At 38.0% G+C, this 19,329-nt stretch carries 16 protein-coding genes and 1 tRNA gene; 10 read left to right on the top strand and 7 right to left on the bottom strand.

Annotated features, from left to right (window positions below):
• Positions 1-164: 164 nt before the first annotated feature.
• The 5 genes from ACOVQ4_RS18135 to ACOVQ4_RS18115 form a co-directional block, all read right to left on the bottom strand.
• Complete coding sequence (locus ACOVQ4_RS18135; protein ID WP_421822027.1) at positions 165-3,773, bottom strand: M4 family metallopeptidase; 3,609 nt, start codon at positions 3,771-3,773, stop codon at positions 165-167.
• 73 nt (positions 3,774-3,846) lie between these two features.
• Positions 3,847-4,599 (bottom strand): class I SAM-dependent methyltransferase, encoded by a 753-nt coding sequence (locus ACOVQ4_RS18130; RefSeq protein WP_421822026.1) that lies wholly within the window; start codon positions 4,597-4,599, stop codon positions 3,847-3,849.
• 55 nt (positions 4,600-4,654) lie between these two features.
• A complete protein-coding gene (locus tag ACOVQ4_RS18125; RefSeq protein ID WP_421822025.1) occupies positions 4,655-5,056 on the bottom strand; it encodes a hypothetical protein in 402 nt (133 codons plus the stop codon).
• 271 nt (positions 5,057-5,327) lie between these two features.
• Positions 5,328-6,512 (bottom strand): M20 metallopeptidase family protein, encoded by a 1,185-nt coding sequence (locus ACOVQ4_RS18120; protein WP_421822024.1) that lies wholly within the window; start codon positions 6,510-6,512, stop codon positions 5,328-5,330.
• 75 nt (positions 6,513-6,587) lie between these two features.
• The gene (locus tag ACOVQ4_RS18115; protein WP_421822023.1) at positions 6,588-8,039 is read right to left on the bottom strand and encodes a M61 family metallopeptidase; all 1,452 of its coding nucleotides are present in this window, start codon (positions 8,037-8,039) and stop codon (positions 6,588-6,590) included.
• Positions 8,040-8,311: 272 nt separating this feature from the next.
• On the opposite strand from ACOVQ4_RS18115, the gene rpmH reads away from it, so the two are divergent.
• The 5 genes from rpmH to ACOVQ4_RS18090 all read left to right on the top strand — a co-directional run bounded on the left by rpmH (position 8,312) and on the right by ACOVQ4_RS18090 (position 12,174).
• Positions 8,312-8,467 (top strand): 50S ribosomal protein L34, encoded by a 156-nt coding sequence (gene rpmH / locus ACOVQ4_RS18110; RefSeq protein ID WP_095161102.1) that lies wholly within the window; start codon positions 8,312-8,314, stop codon positions 8,465-8,467.
• 84 nt (positions 8,468-8,551) lie between these two features.
• Complete coding sequence (gene rnpA / locus ACOVQ4_RS18105; protein ID WP_421822022.1) at positions 8,552-8,938, top strand: ribonuclease P protein component; 387 nt, start codon at positions 8,552-8,554, stop codon at positions 8,936-8,938.
• 191 nt (positions 8,939-9,129) lie between these two features.
• Complete coding sequence (locus ACOVQ4_RS18100; protein ID WP_421822021.1) at positions 9,130-10,794, top strand: S41 family peptidase; 1,665 nt, start codon at positions 9,130-9,132, stop codon at positions 10,792-10,794.
• A 137-nt stretch (positions 10,795-10,931) separates the two neighbouring features.
• Positions 10,932-11,627, top strand: a complete 696-nt coding sequence (gene tsaB / locus ACOVQ4_RS18095) for a tRNA (adenosine(37)-N6)-threonylcarbamoyltransferase complex dimerization subunit type 1 TsaB (protein WP_421822020.1) — start codon at positions 10,932-10,934, stop codon at positions 11,625-11,627.
• 34 nt (positions 11,628-11,661) lie between these two features.
• A complete protein-coding gene (locus tag ACOVQ4_RS18090; RefSeq protein ID WP_421822019.1) occupies positions 11,662-12,174 on the top strand; it encodes a DUF2480 family protein in 513 nt (170 codons plus the stop codon).
• A gap of 570 nt (positions 12,175-12,744) precedes the next feature.
• On the opposite strand, the gene ACOVQ4_RS18085 is transcribed toward ACOVQ4_RS18090, so the two are convergent.
• Positions 12,745-13,272, bottom strand: coding sequence for an HNH endonuclease (locus ACOVQ4_RS18085; protein WP_421822018.1), 528 nt, complete (start codon positions 13,270-13,272; stop codon positions 12,745-12,747).
• A gap of 595 nt (positions 13,273-13,867) precedes the next feature.
• Positions 13,868-14,086, bottom strand: a complete 219-nt coding sequence (locus tag ACOVQ4_RS18080; RefSeq protein ID WP_421822017.1) for a hypothetical protein — start codon at positions 14,084-14,086, stop codon at positions 13,868-13,870.
• Positions 14,087-14,336: 250 nt separating this feature from the next.
• Between ACOVQ4_RS18080 and ACOVQ4_RS18075 the strand changes: the two genes are divergently transcribed.
• From ACOVQ4_RS18075 to ACOVQ4_RS18055, 5 genes are all read left to right on the top strand, one after another.
• Complete coding sequence (locus ACOVQ4_RS18075) at positions 14,337-15,782, top strand: BatD family protein (RefSeq protein ID WP_421822016.1); 1,446 nt, start codon at positions 14,337-14,339, stop codon at positions 15,780-15,782.
• Positions 15,783-15,834: 52 nt separating this feature from the next.
• A complete protein-coding gene (aroC, locus tag ACOVQ4_RS18070; RefSeq protein WP_421822015.1) occupies positions 15,835-16,944 on the top strand; it encodes a chorismate synthase in 1,110 nt (369 codons plus the stop codon).
• A complete protein-coding gene (locus ACOVQ4_RS18065) occupies positions 16,944-17,396 on the top strand; it encodes a nucleoside deaminase (protein ID WP_421822014.1) in 453 nt (150 codons plus the stop codon). The genes aroC and ACOVQ4_RS18065 overlap by 1 nt, the downstream gene beginning before the upstream one ends.
• Positions 17,397-17,719: 323 nt before the next feature.
• Positions 17,720-18,331 (top strand): superoxide dismutase, encoded by a 612-nt coding sequence (locus tag ACOVQ4_RS18060; protein ID WP_166552624.1) that lies wholly within the window; start codon positions 17,720-17,722, stop codon positions 18,329-18,331.
• Positions 18,332-18,435: 104 nt separating this feature from the next.
• A tRNA-His gene (locus tag ACOVQ4_RS18055) sits at positions 18,436-18,512 on the top strand.
• Positions 18,513-19,329 lie beyond the last annotated feature (817 nt).

Raw genomic sequence — 19,329 nt, 5'->3', positions numbered from 1 at the left:
TTTTCAGAAGTTTTTTTAAAAATACTATTGCCTCCTTGCCTAGTGCCTATCCCCTTTTTTGTAAAACTAACCCAGTCTTGCTAAAAAACAAAAAGCGTTAGGATGAATGTATCCTAACGCCTTTGTATGGTAAGACTCTTTAAGAAAATAGAAGTCTTTTGGGGTTATAATTTTACCACTTTTTGTCTTCCGTCTCCTTCCTTCGTTTTTACATCTAAAATATAATTACCTGCTGGAAGCGATTGAAGATTAATCAATTGCTCATTTTGTCGGTTACCTTCTATGGTTTGTAAAACATTTCCTTCGGTACTAATAATATGGATAGACTCAATTCTGTTTTGAGTGCCAACTTGCACTTTTGTCATATCCTGTATTGGATTCGGAGAAACAATTACGCCTTTACTATCCAGCGGTTCAAAACCCAAAACTTTGCCAATTGGAGCGTCCTGACGAGCATCCGACATAATACTTTTACAACCATCCGTCGTTACGACCTGAACTGTAAAACTAGAACCAGAGGTTACAGCAATAGAACGCAAGCCTATTTGATCGCTCAAAACTGTACCATTTCTGTACCATACGTTTCCTGTGGTAGCACTTGAGGTATATTCCCAATAATCGCCGTTAGCATCGGTCTTTTTCACAACCGAAATGGTAGGTTTTACAGGATTCACACAGAATGAGTCTATTTGAGAAACAGCATAATATTGTGTATTCCCATCCTGATATGCGCCATAGCGCACACGCCCTGCCGTTCCGCTCAACGTAACTCTGTTGCTCGAAATAGAAGCTGGTCCTCCCAGTACAGACGTGATTACGCTTAATCCCGAATTAGAACTTGCTGTAATAGTAAAGGCAGCGTCGCCAACGGTTTTGTCTGGAACTTTGGTAATGGTCAGAGTTTGAGATTTCTTTTGAGGTAAAGTACGAGCCACGTTTGTGTACCAAACAGCAAAAGAGGATTCTTGTGTTAACGTCTTTTGCGTAGATGCAATACCTACACGTTTGTCGTTTTTATCTAATTGAATAATATCCGTATTCTCTTGTCCAGTTTTCGCATCAAAGGCATTAAAAATTACATAGTCATCGCTTCTTGAAAACTCTGGATAGCCAATGGTATTATTGATAGCCGTAATCTGTAAATCGGAAGGACGAGATAAGTTAACTCCCAAAACGGCGTAATCATCACCTTGGCTATCTGAATAGAAATAATCAAAAGCCAACATATTGGTAGAGTTTTTAGAAAAAGTAGGGCTACCAACGTTTTCTCCTTCTACTAAATCGTTGATGAGTTTATTGACAACGCCTGTCCCGAAGGTATTTTTTTGATTACTCCAAACATTGATAAAACCTACATCCCAATATTCGATTTTAGAATTAGTAGCAGTTTTATACTGGTTAAAGGCATCATAAACTAAGTTTTCGCCATCATAATCCCATTCAAACGAATCGGCATAAAGTACTTGTCCTGTTTTTACACCCGAATAGGTTGGATTATACAACCTAAACTTACGCCCAGGAATAGTGCTTCCTGAAGCACTAAGGTCATAAACATAAATACTGGTATCGACTTTAGTAGTAATAGCCGCCAAGCGCTTACCATCTTTCGAAACTGCCACATTGTCCCAACCAGCAGACGAAATAAGTTCTTGTTTGATGGTTGAGCTTTGGTCGTTAGGAGAAAATGTTTTTACGGTACTCAAATCTATGCGATATATCCCATTATCTTGTTTTACGAAATAAGCATATTTGCCATCATCGGTAACACTTGGTTTATTTTTTAGTTCAATATTTTTCGCAATCAAAACATACGTACTTGTATTTACAACTGTATCCAACACGTACAATGACTTGTCTTTAGGGTCATAACTTAAGATAAATGAAGAACCTTTTTTAGTAGGAACGTCATTGGATGGCGCTGGCACAGGTGTTGTAGTTCCTGTATTTGGTGTTGTATTTGGTGGGTTTGAATCGGTAATACCTACGGCATCGAAAGCACTTTTAGCGGCATTTACTTCGGTACTATTTGTTCCATATAAATCTGTGGCCGACTGAATAACAGCTCGACGCAAATCAAGGAATTTTGAGCTACTGGTCAAGTATTTTGTCAAGGTACGATAATATACAGCTTCTGCTTTTTCCTTAGAATTAATAGATGTTGCAAAGCGATAATACGCATAATTGACAATTCCTGAGTTGATATGCACCCCATAATTATCTTCTGAACCCGTATAATATTGGTTCATGCTGGCAGGCTGAAAACCATCATCTCGCAAGCTCGTACCTCCTTGATTAGGGTTTGATAAATCTCTTAAGGGCTTTGAGCCTTTAACTACATCTTCGCCCATAAACCAATCATCACGGTCAATCATGGCTCCGAAAATATCTGCCATCGATTCATTAATCGCCCCAGATTGTCCACGGTATACTAAGTTGGCTGTATTTTCTACTACTCCGTGAGTCATTTCATGTCCAGCTACGTCAAGTCCGCCTGCCAAGGGTTTAAACATCGTTGCTCCTCTGCCATATCCCATAAATTCACCATTCCAAAAAGCATTGTCCATTGCTTTGCCATCTTCATCAGTCAAGTTGATTAGGGAAATAATACTACCACCTTTGCCATTTAAGGATTTTCTACCAAATGTTTTTTCATAATAATCATAGGCCAAACTAGCATTATAATGTGCCGAAACAGATTCTGTATTTCCCCAAGTATTATTAGTAGAAGATACCTGACGTACAGTTACATCATCAACAGACGAGCCTGCTGCGTTGAGTGTCCAGATAACACCTTGTGGGTTTTCGACATTGATTGTGCCTCCTCTGTACATACTTTTTGAGGCATCAATCATATAGTAATTTGAACCAACCAAATAGGTGTTGATAGAACGAGTTTTACCATTCAAATCTACGGCATTGGCTTTTTGTGGGCCGTCGAGCGTACAGGTATAGCTATATCTATCTAAAATTTCGCCCGAATTGGCATCTATCATATAAATCCATCTTTCCAAAAAATTAGGACGAACCACTACTTCGTAGGCCAAATGCTGGTCGTTTACTGATTCATTTTTATGATAAACAAAAAGCTTTGACTGAGGCTTTTCATATTTCAGCATGGCTTTTTCGGCAAAACTCAAGGTACGCAATTTGGTTTGTTGCTGAACATCCTGAAGAGCCACCGAAGCAATTTGCTCTGTCCCCATACTAGGTTCGGTCGAGGCCAAACTAGGTGTTGGATAAAGCTTACCATTCATAACATCCACGGCATCGTCTTTGGTATGCAACATAATTTGAGCACCATACACAGGAACGCCCTTGTACATCTGTTGCACACGAATATGGGTTTGATTAAGATTGTCATTCTCAATCTGATTTACATCAAATTCCTCTTCTACATTCTTGAGATGTAAATATTTTTGAACAGCCGATAAATAGCTATAAGCCGCCGAGGCTTCAGATGAGCGTCCTGCTTTGGTTGTCGTATTAGAAGAAAGATTTTTAGGTTTACCCACGATAAACGATGGCATACCATTTTCATCTCTCGAAATACTTAGACCGTCTTTTTTTGCCATCAAATTTTCTCGAAAAATACTATTCGAATACTGAAAATTATAACGAGAAAAAGAAGAAGGTTCTGTGCTTTTTGAAAAATCAACAGTGGGCAAATTAGGACTTGTACCTTGTCCAGATTTAGATTTTTGTTTGAAAGTTTTTTGCGCTTGTACCACAGACACACATCCGAGCAAGGCAATGAAGAGTAAAGTTTTTTTCATAAGACAAAAGAATTAACAGACTAACAGGCGGTATTTGTTGAAACACAGACAAACATATAAACGCTATTACTTTTTATCGCTCAATTTTTCCTGCTTTTAAGAATATCGGAAAGTTTACTTGAAAGGTCAAATCCTCAGCGTATTTCTCTCTGCATTGTTGTATAAACGGCGTCACAGGATTGCTTCCATTTTCTTGAATATATCTTTGGACGCTCGACCATGTATTTAGATACCCTTCCAACTGGTTAAAATTCCAAAAATATTGCATCGAAAACTCAGGCGTTGGAATAGATTCAAAAGGAAAAGGAATTGTTGTGTATTTTTGGTCGATATGACCACGTTCACCATCCCAGTATGAGCCAATTTGCTCCTGATAAAAATGTTGAAAATCTTGATGCAGGTTTTCATAGTCTTCTATCAACAAGGTGCCATATCCCCAAAAAGCCAATAGGGCCTTAGGCTTTGCAATGCGTTTGATTTCTTGGTAAAAGGCATCAAAATTAAACCAGTGAATGGCTTGTCCTACTGTGATTAAATCAAATGTTGCATTTGCAAAAGGTGTTTTTTCGGCCTGTGAAATTTGATAATGAATATTGCTAGCCTGAAAAGCATTATCTAACTGCTTTTGACTAATATCTGTAGCTTCGACTTGTTGAAAGTTTTGAGCTAAAACTCTTGCCACTTGACCATTACCCGTGGCACAATCCCAAGCATTTTCGAACTTATCCACATGTTGGAAGATAAAATCATAAAGCTCTTGTGGATAAGTCGGGCGAAACTGGGCATATAAGTTGGCTTGTGTCGAAAATCTGTCTTTGGGAAGCATAAACAAAAAGCAATTGAGATTGTGAAAAGGATATATCTATTTTCAAGCCTGATTTCTATTTTTTGATTTTCTCTAAAATAGACTGATAAACCATTTTGATAGAATCATTGACATTCTTAGAATTTGCCCATTGGGTTTTATAGGAAAACTTTTTACCCTCCGAAAAAACAAGATAATGGTTCATATTACCCGTCTCACTCTGTGACAAACTATCCAGATGAAGCCCTTGTACAGCCTTGAATATTTTTTTGGTTTGAGCTATTGTCAGCTTCTGAATAAGCTTTACCGAGTCGCTTTTATTGGTTCGATAAAGAATTTCTCCTGAAGGCTTAAGTGTATATGATTGCCATAAGTTGGCAAATCCACCACCCGAACCAACGATAATTTCTTGTTCTTTGGGAATACTTTTGCAGGCAAATACGCCAAAAATGAAGCTAAAGAGTATGAATTTTTTCATAGAATCCATGTTTAGGACTTAGTACTGTACGAAGGATTTCAAACTTTTGCAGATTTGGGATTTTTGATTTCGGAAATATGAGAGATATGTCTTTATTTTTTACAAAATATATGTACTTACACTTCCGAAATCCAACATCCGATATCCGAAATAAACAGTTTTTATAATCCTTCGTACAGTCTTATTTAGGAATCGGGTATCTAAAAAAATATCGGGTAAAGTTATACACTCTACCCGATATTCATATAGTTATATTTGAGAAAATTATAGCTTACAAGGTCTGTAACTCTTGAACGGTCAACCAGCTCATTAAGCCAGCGCCAATTTCTAGTGCATTTTCATCAATATCAAACGTTGGCGTATGTACTCCTGAGATAATTCCTCTTTCCTCGTTGCGAGTTCCTAAACGGTAAAAACAAGCATCTACATGATGTGTATAGAAAGCAAAATCTTCAGCTGCTAACCAAATATCCAAATCAATCACATTTTCTTGACCCATATAATCAATCGCTGCGCCTTTCATACGACGTGTCAATTCTGGTTCATTTTTTAAGAAAGGATATCCTTTTTGGATAAATACCTCACACGTTCCACCCATAGCTTCAGCAGTTAGCTCGGCAATTTTTCTGATTTTTTCCAAACCTTCAGCACGCCATTGCTCGTCCATTGCTCTAAAAGTACCTTCGATATATACCTCATTTGGAATAACGTTGGTTGCTCCATTGGCAATTACCTTTCCAAAAGTCAAAACCGAAGGATAGCGAGGATTACGGTTACGAGAAATGATTTGTTGCATCGACACAATGATATGTGAAGCAATCAAAACAGGGTCTATACAGTTTTCAGGCATAGCACCATGTCCACCTTTTCCTTTTACAGTTAAGTATAACTCATCTGCCGAAGCCATGTACATTCCTTCACGGAAACCGATTTTTCCTACAGGAATATTAGGCGCTACGTGCTGTCCTAGCATTTTGTGAGGAGCTGGATTTTGTAATGCACCTTGCTCAATCATAATGCTAGCACCACCTGGGGCTTTTTCTTCAGCAGGTTGGAATACCAATTTTACGGTTCCTTCAAAATCATTTTTGAGTTGACTCAAAATTCTTGAAGTTCCCAATAAAGACGCCGTGTGCACATCGTGCCCGCAAGCGTGCATAACGCCAGGATTTTGTGATTTATAAGGTACGTCATTGGCTTCAACAATCGGCAAAGCATCCATATCCGCACGCAAAGCCACCACTTTTTTATCAGGATTGCGCCCTTCGATAGTTGCTACCAAGCCCGTGTTAGCAATTTCGGTAGGAGTAATCCCCATCGACTTGAGCTGCTCGGCTACGTATTTTTGTGTATTAAATTCTTGGAACGAAAGCTCAGGGTTTGTGTGCAAATAACGACGATTGGCCACAAACTCACCCGCCATGGATGCAGCTAATTGTTTAATTTTATCTTTCATTTTTCTAAATATTTCGAGTAGCAAAAGGTCTTTCTTTGACCAAATTAGGTAGCAAAGTTACACCACAACTAGCCTTTAGCCCAACCAATTACGTAAATTCTCATTCTCCTGATCTATCTGACCGATACTTAGACGAAGGTTTTCGTCAAAACTAGCCTCGATTCCGTACCATGCCAAGCGTGCTTTTACTTGTTCTTGCAAAGGAAGATTTCCTGTAATGCACTCGGCAAAATAGGTATCCAAACTACCTCCTAATACCTCTTCAGCTAGTTTTTTATAATCATTTAAAGAATATCCCAAACCAGACTCCCCGAAATTTTCCCACATCAATCGCATAACATCATGAATAGATTTTTCATGTTGCGTTGCTTCACGAATCAATCCATCCAATAAAAAGGCAACAACAGCTCCTTTGTTATAAATTGATACACGACGATTAGGAATAGAAGGTACATAACCATCAAGCCACAAGTCAAACGAAGCCTCTACTAACGACATAGGTGATAGTCCATCTTCTTCAAAATGGCGGCGAATAGTAGTTGTAAATTCCTTTAAATAGGCATCGAGACTAAATACGCCTGACTGTTTTAAGAAAACATCTCCTAAATACGTCGTTACACCCTCTGCCACAAAGCCTGTTGGAAAATAATTTTCTTTGGTAAAATCATAAGGCATCATTTCCATTGGACGAATCTTACAAATATTCCAAGCGTGGTACAGTTCATGAGAACTTACGCCTAATAAATCGGTATACAGACCGTCGCCCTCAGTATCAGGACCCAATACAATCATAGTTGAATTACGATGCTCAACACCATGATAGAAGGCCACCGGCAATATCCAGTTGATAAAATGGTAGTCTTTTTCAGGAAAATCGCCCATAACATCAATCTGCTTTTCAGAAAAACGAATAAAGTCGGGCAGAAGCTGCGCCCAGTTGGGTTGATAATTTCCTAAGAACCACACATAAAAATCGATACCTGCTGCTTTGTATGTTTCACATTGCAGATAAGGACTCGCTAACATTGGAGAATCTACCAACTGATAATAATCTTGTGCCAATAAAGTTTTTCCTTCAATCGGCATTCCACAAGCAATTTTATACTCATCGGCTATTCCAAGCTCTACCGTACAAGGCTCGTGCATGCGTCCGCTTACATAAGGCAAACAGTTGACGAAGTTGACATACATCGTATTTTCGTCTAGGTATGAACTTCCCGCATTGGCAAAGATACCTTTTGGATGCTGGATATAAGCGTAATAGCGTAACCTTACGGTCAATTTAGATATATTTTTGGTATAGACTTTCCAGCGATCTTTGTTTACTTTATGAAACTCTACGGGGTTTTGATGTTCGTCAAAAATTTCGAACTGCTGAATATTTTTAGCAAAATTCTGAAGCTCATAACGTCCCGGACGCCAAGCAGGTAATTGAATTTTTATACGGTCAGATGTAATATTCTCCACCTCCAATTCTATGGTTAAGAAATGGTTTTGTGGATTTTCTGCATAAATTTTGTATCTCATATTTTATTGATATAGCTAAAGCCGCAAGGTACTATTATTCACAAAGAATCCAAAGTAACTCATAATCAACCTCCAAGCATTTAGAATCTTTTGTAAAAGTAGTTTGCAATTAAAAAATAATTGAGTACCTTTGCAGTCCTAATTTCGGGGCAAAAGATTTTTGTATTTTGAAAATTTTCACTGATACTTCAGACATCCTTTGATAATTTTTCAAAATATCTCTGAAAATCAGTCAGTTCATATTGTAAAAGGCATTTCAATTTTCAATAGCAATGAAAAGAACGTTTCAACCATCGGTAAGAAAGAGAAAAAACAAGCACGGATTCCGTGAAAGAATGTCAACTGCAAATGGTCGCCGTGTATTGGCAGCTCGCCGTGCAAGAGGAAGACACAAATTGACAGTTTCAGACGAGAAGAGAGGTAAATAATACAAAGTTTCTGCGTTTCGTGTTTCAAGTATCGTGTGAACAGTTGCTCAACGCGATTCCAGAGACACTTACATGAGACTTTGCATGAAAGCAACTTTAAAGAAATCTGAACGACTTTCCAGTAAGAAGGTAATTGGTTCCCTCTTTGACAAGGGTAGTGAAAACACCAAATCGGTGTTTCTCTACCCTTTTCGTGTTTCTTATTTTCTACAAGAATCATCTAGCGAAAATACAGAACCTACACTCCCTCAGATGCTTATCTCTGTATCTAAGCGCTACTTTAAACATGCTGTCGACCGCAACTTAGTCAAACGTCGCACCCGAGAGGCATATCGTCTCAACAAATCTATCCTGCTTCAAAAAAAGGACGCCCCTTTACCAGCATCCATCGCTTTTGTGTATATTGGTAAAAAAATCGAAGACTTCGCTAAAATCGAAAAGTCGATGAAGAGTATTTTGTATAAAATGTAATCTTATCCGCAATATGCTTTAAGCAATATGCCCTAAGCTAAAAGCTGTACTTACCTAATGCCTAAGCTTACAGACTAGCGCATAATTATCCAGTTTTGCCTAGTTACTTAAGTTTTTTGTTATACAAAATAACACAATCGCTTTAGCTTCGTTATATTCTTATTCGTGTAGAAAGCTGAATTAATCCTATTATGAAATTAAAACGACCTTATCGAGCCCTTTTGGCAACCTCTGCTCTTGTTGGAAGCTTATCTCTCGCTTCATTTACTGACCAAGGAGAGCGTTTCTTTGAAATTGCCAAAAACCTTGATATTTATGCTACGCTCTTTAAGGAGTTGAATCGTTATTATGTAGACGAAATCAACCCAAACCGCACTATCAAAATGTCTATCGACGCTATGTTGAAGTCATTTGACCCCTATACCGTATTCTATGCCGAAGACGATATTGAGGACTACATGACCATGACCACTGGCAAGTACAATGGCATAGGTATTGTAACGGGCAATCGTTCGGGGCGTATTACTGTAATGGCCATCGATGAAGGAACTCCTGCCGAAAAATCAGGCTTGCGTATTGGTGACGAAATTGTAAAAGTAGATGGTATCGAATTAAATAAAAAGGGAATCGACCCAGGCAAACTTATCAAAGGGCAAACGGGAACCGTCGTGAAACTTACCGTAAAACGCTACGGTAGCAATAAGCTAGAAGAAATTAGCGTCACGCGCGATGTCGTTAAAATGAAAAATGTTACCTACTACGGTATGATCAACGACGAAGTGGGCTATATCGACCTCAAGGATTTTAATACCACAGCTGCCAAGGAAGTTCGCCAAGCATTTGCCGAGTTGAAGGAAAAAGGTATGAAAAAACTTATCCTTGACCTGAGAGAAAACCCTGGTGGTCTCCTAAATATGGCGGTAGATATTTGTAATATTTTCTTACCAAAAGATTCTGAAATTGTTTCAACCAAAGGAAAAGTAGAAGAATGGAATAAAACCTATTCGGGAGTAAAAGCGGCCGTAGATGTAGATATGCCTATTTCGGTGCTGACCAACTCTCGAAGTGCTTCAGCCGCCGAAATTGTCGCTGGCGTAATTCAAGACTACGACCGTGGCGTTTTGATTGGACAAAGAAGTTATGGAAAAGGCTTGGTTCAAATCACACGTGATTTGCCTTACAATACCAAACTCAAAGTAACTACTGCCAAATACTATATTCCAAGTGGTCGTTGTATTCAGGCGATTGACTACAGCCACCGCAACCCAGATGGTAGTGTAGGTAAAGTACCCGATTCGCTTATGACAGCTTTCAAAACAGTTCGTAGCGGTCGTACTGTTTATGATGGTGGTGGGATTTTACCTGATATTGAAGTCGAAAAACCAACACCAGCTATGGTTACTCAGTCACTATCGGGGCGTTTGATTTTATTTGATTATGCTATCAAATATCATTTTGAGCATCCAACGATTAAGCCCGCCAAAGAATTTTCTTTGAGTGATGCCGAATATCAAGACTTTGTTAAATGGGCAGCCACGCAAACGTTTGACTATACCACTCAGGCTGAAAAAGACTTGAATGAACTTGAAGCTTCTGCAAAAAAAGAAAGATATTACGACGCTGTAGCTGACCAATTGAAAGCCTTGCGCACAAAACTTTCACACAACAAAGAAGCGGATATGATGAAGTTTAAGGATGAAATCAAAACAGCTTTGGAGCAAGAAATTGTGGTACATTATTATTTACAAAAAGGTACTCGTGAACAATCATTTGCCAAAGACCCAGAAATACAAGCTGCACTCAAGTTGTTTGGCGATATGAACCGCTATAACAATATCTTGAAAGGAAAGAAATAGTATTCTGGCTATAAATATTTCGTAAATTTGTGTGCTTGGGGAGCAATTCCCAAGCACATTTTTGTTTAGATAGAATGAGTGATTGATTTTACCCACTCACCATTAAAAACATTCGCAAAGCGAAATCTCAAATCATTATGTCTCTGATAGTTAGTATCGATACTTCGACCAAAGTTTGTTCTGTAGCATTACATAAAGAAGGCAAGCTGTTAGGTCTTTCTGAATTATTTACTGAAAAATCGCATTCAGGTATGTTGACTACCTTAGTTGAAAATGTAGTCAAACAAGCTGGCTATGAGCTTTCACAACTCGATGCCATTGCGGTTGCCAAAGGCCCAGGTTCTTATACAGGCTTACGCATTGGCGTATCTACGGCAAAAGGACTTTCATTTGCTTTAGACAAGCCTTTATTGTCTATAAATACCCTCGAAGCCATGGCAGCACAGCTCAAAGATATGTACAGTGCCGATACGCTACTTTGTCCGATGATTGATGCACGTCGTATGGAGGTTTACTGTGGTGTTTGGAATACTACTATGGAAAATATCAGTGAAATTGAAGCCAAAATTATTGACGAAACTGCTTTTACTGAGTTATTAGAAAAACAGTCTATTGTATTTTTTGGTGATGGTGCAGCCAAATGCAAAAGCCAAATCACTCATGTCAATGCCTTATTTCCAAATGCTGATTTGTATCCTTCGGCTCGCACGGTGGGCGTATTAGCTTATAAGGCCTTTCAAGAACAGGCATTTGAAAACGTAGTAAGCTTTGAGCCATTCTATTTAAAGGACTTTGTCGGAACAACGCCCAAAGCTGCCCAAAACAAAGCCTAACATTTGTTGAGTATCAATCTTAAGTTTTATAACTATGGAACTAGACGACCCAATTATCAATAAAGTAGCCAGCAGTGGATTGGTTACACTCGACCTTGAAGATTATTATCACCAAGGCGAAAGAGTCATTTATGACTTGAAAGATAACTTATTCATGGGAATGATTTTGAAAGAAAAAGATTTTCGTGAGTTTCTCAAAAATCATGATTGGTCTATTTATGAAGGCAAAAATGTAGCAGTCATTTGCTCGGAAGATGCCATTATTCCAACTTGGGCCTATATGCTTTTGGCTCTTAAACTAAGTCCTTTCGCTAATGCCGTTGTATATGGTAGTTTGGAGCAGTTAGAAGATAAGCTCTATTTTGATGCCATTGCCAAAATCAATCCTGCGGATTATACAGAGGCTAGAGTTGTGGTAAAAGGATGCTCAAAAGTCCCTGTACCGACTTCGGCTTATGTAGAAATAACACAAAAACTCATGCCATACGTCAAAAGTCTCATGTTTGGCGAACCATGTAGTACTGTGCCTCTTTATAAGAAAAAATAAATGAGAATTTGAGAATTTGGAAATTTGAAGATGTGAAGATTTGAAAATTTGGAGATTTGGAGATTTGAAAATGAGAGGGTTTGAGAATTTGATAATTTGGAAATTTGGAAATTTGAAGATTTGGGAATTTGAAGATGTGAGAATTTGATGATTTGAGAATGTGGGAATTTGGAAATTTGAAGATTTGAGGGTTTGATAATTTGATGATGTTAGGATGCGAAGATTTGATAATGTGGGAATTTGGAAATTTGAAGATTTGAGGGTTTGAGAATTTGATGATGTTAGGATGCGAAGATTTGATAATTAAATAATTGCATTTGTCCTTGAATACTAAAATACCATAAATGGATACCAATCGCCAAAAGCGTTGTCTTATAAAATCATTTTCAAATCATCAAATTCCCAAATTTCCAAATTTCCCCATTTTCAAATCATCAAATTTCCACATTCTCACATTTTCAAATCATCAAATTATCAAATTTTCTCATTTTCAAATCTTCAAATTATCAAATTTTCAAATCTCCAAATCTTCAAATCCTCCCATTTTCAAATTTCCAAATTTCCTCATTTTCAAATTAGAATATCACTTCCTCTCTTATCTTTTTTACCCAAAAACGGAATCCAGCTAGATTCTAGATTTCCTCCCAAATCACGGAGAAACATGATAAAAGAAGGTTTGAAAGGCTTGGTTTTAAGCGTCATTTTAGCTTCTTCGGGTGTTAAATCTCCTTTTTTTGAATTACATCTTCGACAAGCCGTCGTGAGATTATCCCAAGTAGTACGTCCACCACGCGATTTAGGCATCACGTGGTCGAGAGTAAGGTCATCTTTTGAGCCACAATATTGACATTCATTGTGGTCACGACGGAAAATATTTTGACGAGACAAAATGACACCTTTGTAAGGCATATAGATATACTTGTGAAGGCGAATTACCGAAGGCATAGGAAAAGCCTGAGAAATACTGTGTAATTGCTCGTTCTCGGATTCGGCCACCAAATCGGCCTTATTTAGGTACACTAACAAAAATGCTTTGGGAATAGAACAAACGGCTAATGCAGTGTAATCTTGATTCAATACTAAGACTTTCCGACCCATAACTAATTCAATTTTAAGTGAATAATATGGTCATCAGCCAAGGTATTTTGTCAGTTACCTCTACTAATGACCTCAACGCTTGAGATGTTGGAATATATGGTTGATATGAAACATGCTGATTTTAGTAAAATTCAATCGCACAAGGCTAACAGATTAGCGAAAACAGAAGAAGTTGTTCCTTAATAATATAGTTGTGGAAAACTTCGGGTTTTTCACATAACTGCAAATTAATGATAAATCTCAATAATACAACTCGTATATTCAAAAAATAGTTTTGCCGTAATTATTTGCTAATGAATTGGTTATATACGTAATGCAGTAAGTTAGTGGGCAAAATAAAATTCAACTTTTTTGGCATTAGGCTTTCAGCGGTGGGCTTCGTAAGAAAGCATGTCTTTGGTTATTTTAAAACTCTTTGCCTACTGCCTGTTGCCTAGTGCCTAGACAAAGAGTGTTAAAATGTTATTTAATACCCACAGCCATGCTTTTTCCAAAACCAACCTCCGAAAGCCTATAGCTCAAATAAAAAGGTCTGTACCGAAGATATCATTCTTGGATACAGACCTTTTTATTATGTCATAAGATTGAATAGAAACTACGTTAGCCTCAGAGGTATCCTCCTTTTCAAACGATTAAAGCATTTGGTAATTAACTTATCGTAAGTCTTGCCATATCTTTCAAAACACCACTCATACAAGAACTTAATTTCATCGATGGCTAAGTTTTTGATTGCCTTTCTTAGCTCTTTTTCAAATAACTTTGCATCAAAACTTACTTTCTCAAGTATCATTTTGACATAGTCTAAAGCTGTCATAGTTTAAATTAGATTGAATAATCTTGGTTTTTAGTTATTAGGTTAAACGGTTATTTGCAGGAGAATAGTGTCTTCTTGCGCTAAAAGTCGTAAATTGCTTAACAAATAGAACTTCAGCCGCAATAGGCATTTCTTCATCCCAAACGCAAGGTTTTCATTTTAGTGTGTCGTGTTCGTCTACGAATAAATCTGGCCATGAAAACATTTAATCATTCAAAACCCATAAAATAGTATCCATTGACGAAAAACGGTGAAATTTACAAATAAATATATCAATATTCCAATATTATTTTGTTTTTTATTTAGCTATACAATTATAGCTCAGGAAAACGTACCTACGCTTGTATTAGGTGAAAAAACAATTGCTTTGGACGGATATTTTACCATTACGGCAGTAGTAAAAACAACGCCAGAGCAACCTTTTCCTGAGTGTAAGTTTCCAGAATTTGTAGAATTTACTAAAAGAGGATATTCCAAATCTATTGCTCGCTCGATTGTAAATGGTCAACCCACGCTAACTTATAATATCACTCAAAATTACCAGCCCAAAAAAGAAGGAACGCTAAGAATTAAACCCTTCAAAGTGTTGGTGAATGGAGTAGAACTAAAAAATGAGGCACTTGTCATTTTAGTTAACAAAGCTGCGGGTACAAATGTTGAAACAGAAGGAGAAGAAACCCTAGAAACAGAAGTCAGTGGCAATCAAAATGATATTGTTAATGTAAAAGAAAATGCATTTTTGGCAATAAGTACCAATAAACTAGCCCCATTTGTAGGCGAAAACTTTACGTTAACATTAGCTTTTTATGTTGCCGAAAATAATACGGCAGATATCCAATTTGATAAAAATGAAATTCAAATTCCAGATATTATCAAAAAAATTAAACCCGAAAGCTGTTGGGAAGAGAGCTTTGGACTTACAGAAACCCAAACTTCTACCGTAAAATTGAACGGTAAGACCTACACACAATATAAATTTTATCAGGCTACATTTTATCCGCTCAACAACAAGAAAATCAGTATACCAACGGTTAGCTTGAGGTTATTGAAAGATTTTGACGAAAAAGAACCCAACAAACGAAGTTATGTAACCTTTTCGAGTAAAGCATTTACCATACAGCCAAAGGACTTACCTCCTCACCCGCTCAAGCAGCAGGTATCAGTTGGTAATTTTTCTTTGAAAGAAAGCCTTAGTAAAAATAATACACAAACAGGACAGTCGGTAGATTACAAAATCGAAATAATTGGAGATGGCAATATCTCAGTTATTCGTTTGCCTGAAGTCAAAAATGATAGTACGTTTGACTTTTTTCAGCCCGATATCAACTCGATTGTATCGCCACAGGGCAGTAAAATTATTGGTACAAAATCTTTTACTTTTCATATTATTCCCAAACAGGCTGGTAACTTTGCAATGTCAAAGTATTTCAGTTGGATATTTTTTAACACAATTACAGCAAAATACGATACGCTAAAACCTAAGGTGGTGATACATACCTCTGGTAAAACAATCAGTACAGTTGATACGCCTAATGCTGAAAACTCATCTGTATACGATGGTTTAGAGAATACCTCCACCCCCGAAGGAACAAGCAATTTGATTCGTCTTCTCAAAAACGAAGCAAATATTATCTTGACAATTATGCTGGCTGGGTTAATTTATATCTTTTTACCAGGCAAAAGAACCAGACAATAACATCGACTTACGGGCAGCTTGACTCCTTGCTTTAAGTCAAATCATTCAAAAAATGAGCAGTACATACGGTAAATTATTTAAAATTAGCACTTTTGGGGAATCGCACGGACAAGCAGTTGGGGTAGTAGTAGATGGATGTCCAGCAGGAATTCCTTTTGATGCTGAATTTATTCAGAGTGAATTAGACCGCCGTAAACCAGGGCAGTCACGTATCACAACTCAACGCCGCGAGGCCGATGAGTTTCAGGTAGTTTCGGGTGTATTTGAAGGTAAAACGACAGGGACGCCCATCGCCATGTTAGTGTGGAATGGCGACCAACGCTCGAAGGACTACTCGCACATTGCTCAACAATTTAGACCTTCTCACGCCGACTTTACCTATCAAGCCAAATATGGTGTGCGTGATTATCGTGGTGGTGGTCGTAGTTCTGCTCGTGAGACAGTGGCGCGTGTAGCGGCTGGTGCTCTTGCCAAATTGATATTGAAAAATATAGGTGTCGATATCAAGGCTTATGTTTCACAAGTAGGTAAGTTGAAATTAGAAAAATCATACCAAGAACTTAACCTAGCTTTGGCTGAAGAAAACGCAGTTCGTTGTCCAGACCCCACTTTGGCTCAAGAAATGTTCGATTATATTGATGAAACTCGTAAAAAAGGGGATTCGATTGGTGGCGTTGTTGACTGCGTAATCACAGGAACACCTGTTGGCCTAGGCGAACCAGTATTTGATAAACTTCATGCCGAACTAGGAAAGGCCATGCTAAGTATTAATGCTGTAAAGGGTTTTGAGTATGGAAGTGGTTTTGCAGGCGTCGAAATGTATGGTTCTGAGCATAATGATGAGTTCTATATTGAAGACGAACACATCAAAACAAAATCTAACCATTCGGGGGGTATCCAAGGGGGTATCTCAAATGGAGCAGATATTTATTTTAGGACGGCCTTCAAACCTGTGGCAACAATCATGCAAGATCAAGCAAGCATTGACCAAGAAGGTAATCCTGTTACGGTTTCTGGAAAAGGACGCCACGACCCATGCGTAGTGCCTCGTGCCGTTCCTATTGTGGAAGCAATGGCGGCTTTGGTATTAGTAGATTTCTACCTTCGCAATCGTGCTTCTCATGGATTAGGTTACGAACAAGAAGAAAAAATAGCGTTTTAATGCAAAAAAATACTCCCCCTTTTTCTGATGAATATTTTATGCAATTGGCACTTTACCAAGCAGAGATAGCCATGGAAAAAGGGGAAATACCCGTAGGTGCTGTAGTCGTTTGTCAAAATACTATTATCGCCAAAGCATATAATCAAACAGAACTTTTACAGGATGTTACGGCGCATGCCGAAATGTTGGCTATTACTGCTGCTGCCAACACACTAGGAGCCAAGTACTTGCGCGACTGTACCTTGTATGTGACCCTCGAGCCCTGTGTTATGTGTGGAGGAGCACTCTACTGGTCTCAAATCGGTAGAATTGTGATTGGAGCTATGGACGATAAAAGAGGATGCTCAAAGCTTAGCCCTAAAATTTATCATCCCAAAACACAAATTACTACTGGCGTGTTACAAGAAGTATGTGAAAGTATGCTTAAAAGTTTTTTCAAAAAACTGCGCTAGCTACAAACTTCACCGTTGACTCATTGAGTCCTTAGATTTTCATTAATAAAAAGGCCTAGTAGGAACTTATAACATTTGAAGGCGGTTTTTTAGACAAAGACTTGATTGTCGCTCAAAAGAACATTCGGAATGGATTGAAGAGATTTTGTAACACTTCTCATGATAATCTAGTTCGAAAATAAGTAATCCTGCAGAATGAAATTTGAACTTTGAGCTTTCGACAAAAAGATTTCTTCCAAAGCACAACTCAAATTTAATTTTGCAAGAGTACCTACTTGTTACAGATATATTTTAAACTCAATTTACTTAATTAACTTAAAAAAATGGCATTCGTATTAGATCCACTTCCATACGCTAACGACGCGTTGGAACCGCATTTTGATGCATTGACAATGGAAATCCACCATGACCGTCACCACAACGCTTACGTAACAAACTTGAACGCTGCTGTAGCAGGTACTGAGTTGGAAGGTAAGTCTTTGGAAGAGCTTTTAGCTTCGATTAGCACACTCTCTCCAGCAGTTCGTAACAATGGTGGTGGTCACTTCAACCACAACTTGTTCTGGAATATTCTTTCTCCAAACGGTGGTGGAGCGCCAGTAGGTGCATTGGCTGAAGCTATCAATGCAAAATTTGGTTCTTTCGATGAGTTCAAAGCTGAGTTCAAAAAGGCGGCTATCAGTCGCTTTGGTTCAGGTTGGGCTTGGTTAGTAGCTCAAAAAGATGGTTCAATCGCTATCTCTTCTACGCCAAACCAAGATAACCCATTGATGGATGTAGCCGACGTAAAGGGTTTCCCTGTAATTGGCTTAGATGTATGGGAACATGCATATTACTTAAAATTCCAAAACAAACGCCCAGATTATATCGATGCATTCTGGAATGTAATCGACTGGAATATTGCTGAAGCAAGATATCAATCTGCTAAAGCTTAATAATCAAAGTATTAGGCAATAATTTTGATTTTTTTGAAAAAAAAAGCTCAAAATTGTTGCCTAATGTCGTTTAATAGCCTAATTTTGCAACTCGAAAACACACGGAGGATATAGCTCAGTTGGTTAGAGCATCGGATTGTGGTTCCGAGGGTCGTGGGTTCGAGCCCCATTATTCTCCCCAAAGGTTACCTTTTTAGGTAACCTTTTTTATTTTTCAGGCAATAGGCTTTAGGCATTATGCCGTAGGCAAATGAAAAAGGTGTTTTTTAATGAAATGATAAAAACCATTTGCCTAATGCTTACTGCTTACAGTCTGCCTACAGCAAACTTTAAATGCGTACTGACTTATCAGCTTTCGTGCCTCAATCCCACTTGTCTTTAGGCATTAAGCCATAGGCAAATGAAAAAGGTGTTTTTTATGAAATGATAAAAACCTTTTGCCTAATGCCTAATGCTTACAGCCTACAGCACAGCTTTCATGCCTCAATACCACTTGTCTTTAGGCATTAAGCCATAGGCAAATGAAAAAGGTGTTTTTATGAAATGATAAAAACCTTTTGCCTACTGCTTACTGCTTACAGCCTACAGCACAGCTTTCATGCCTCAATATCACTTGTCTTTAGGCATTAAGCCGGCTAATAAAAAGGTGTTTTTAATGAAATGATAAAAACCATTTGCCTAATGCCTAATGCCTAATGCTTACTGCTTACAGCCTACAGCACAGCTTTCGTGCCTCAATATCACTTGTCTTTAGGCATTAAGCCATAGGCTAATAAAAAGGTGTTTTTTTATGAAATGATAAAAACCATTTGCCTAATACCTACTGCTTACTGCTTACAGCACAGCTTTCATGCCTCAATCCCACTTGTCTTTAGGCATTAAGCCATAGGCAAATGAAAAAGGTGTTTTTTTATGAAATGATAAAAACCATTTGCCTAATGCCTACTGCTTACTGCTTACAGCCTACAGCACAGCTTTCATGCCTCAATACCACTTGT

It is taken from the genome of Flectobacillus sp., from assembly GCF_049240685.1.
GTDB lineage: Bacteria > Bacteroidota > Bacteroidia > Cytophagales > Spirosomataceae > Flectobacillus.
This window is presented reverse-complemented; position numbering and strand designations above follow the sequence as displayed.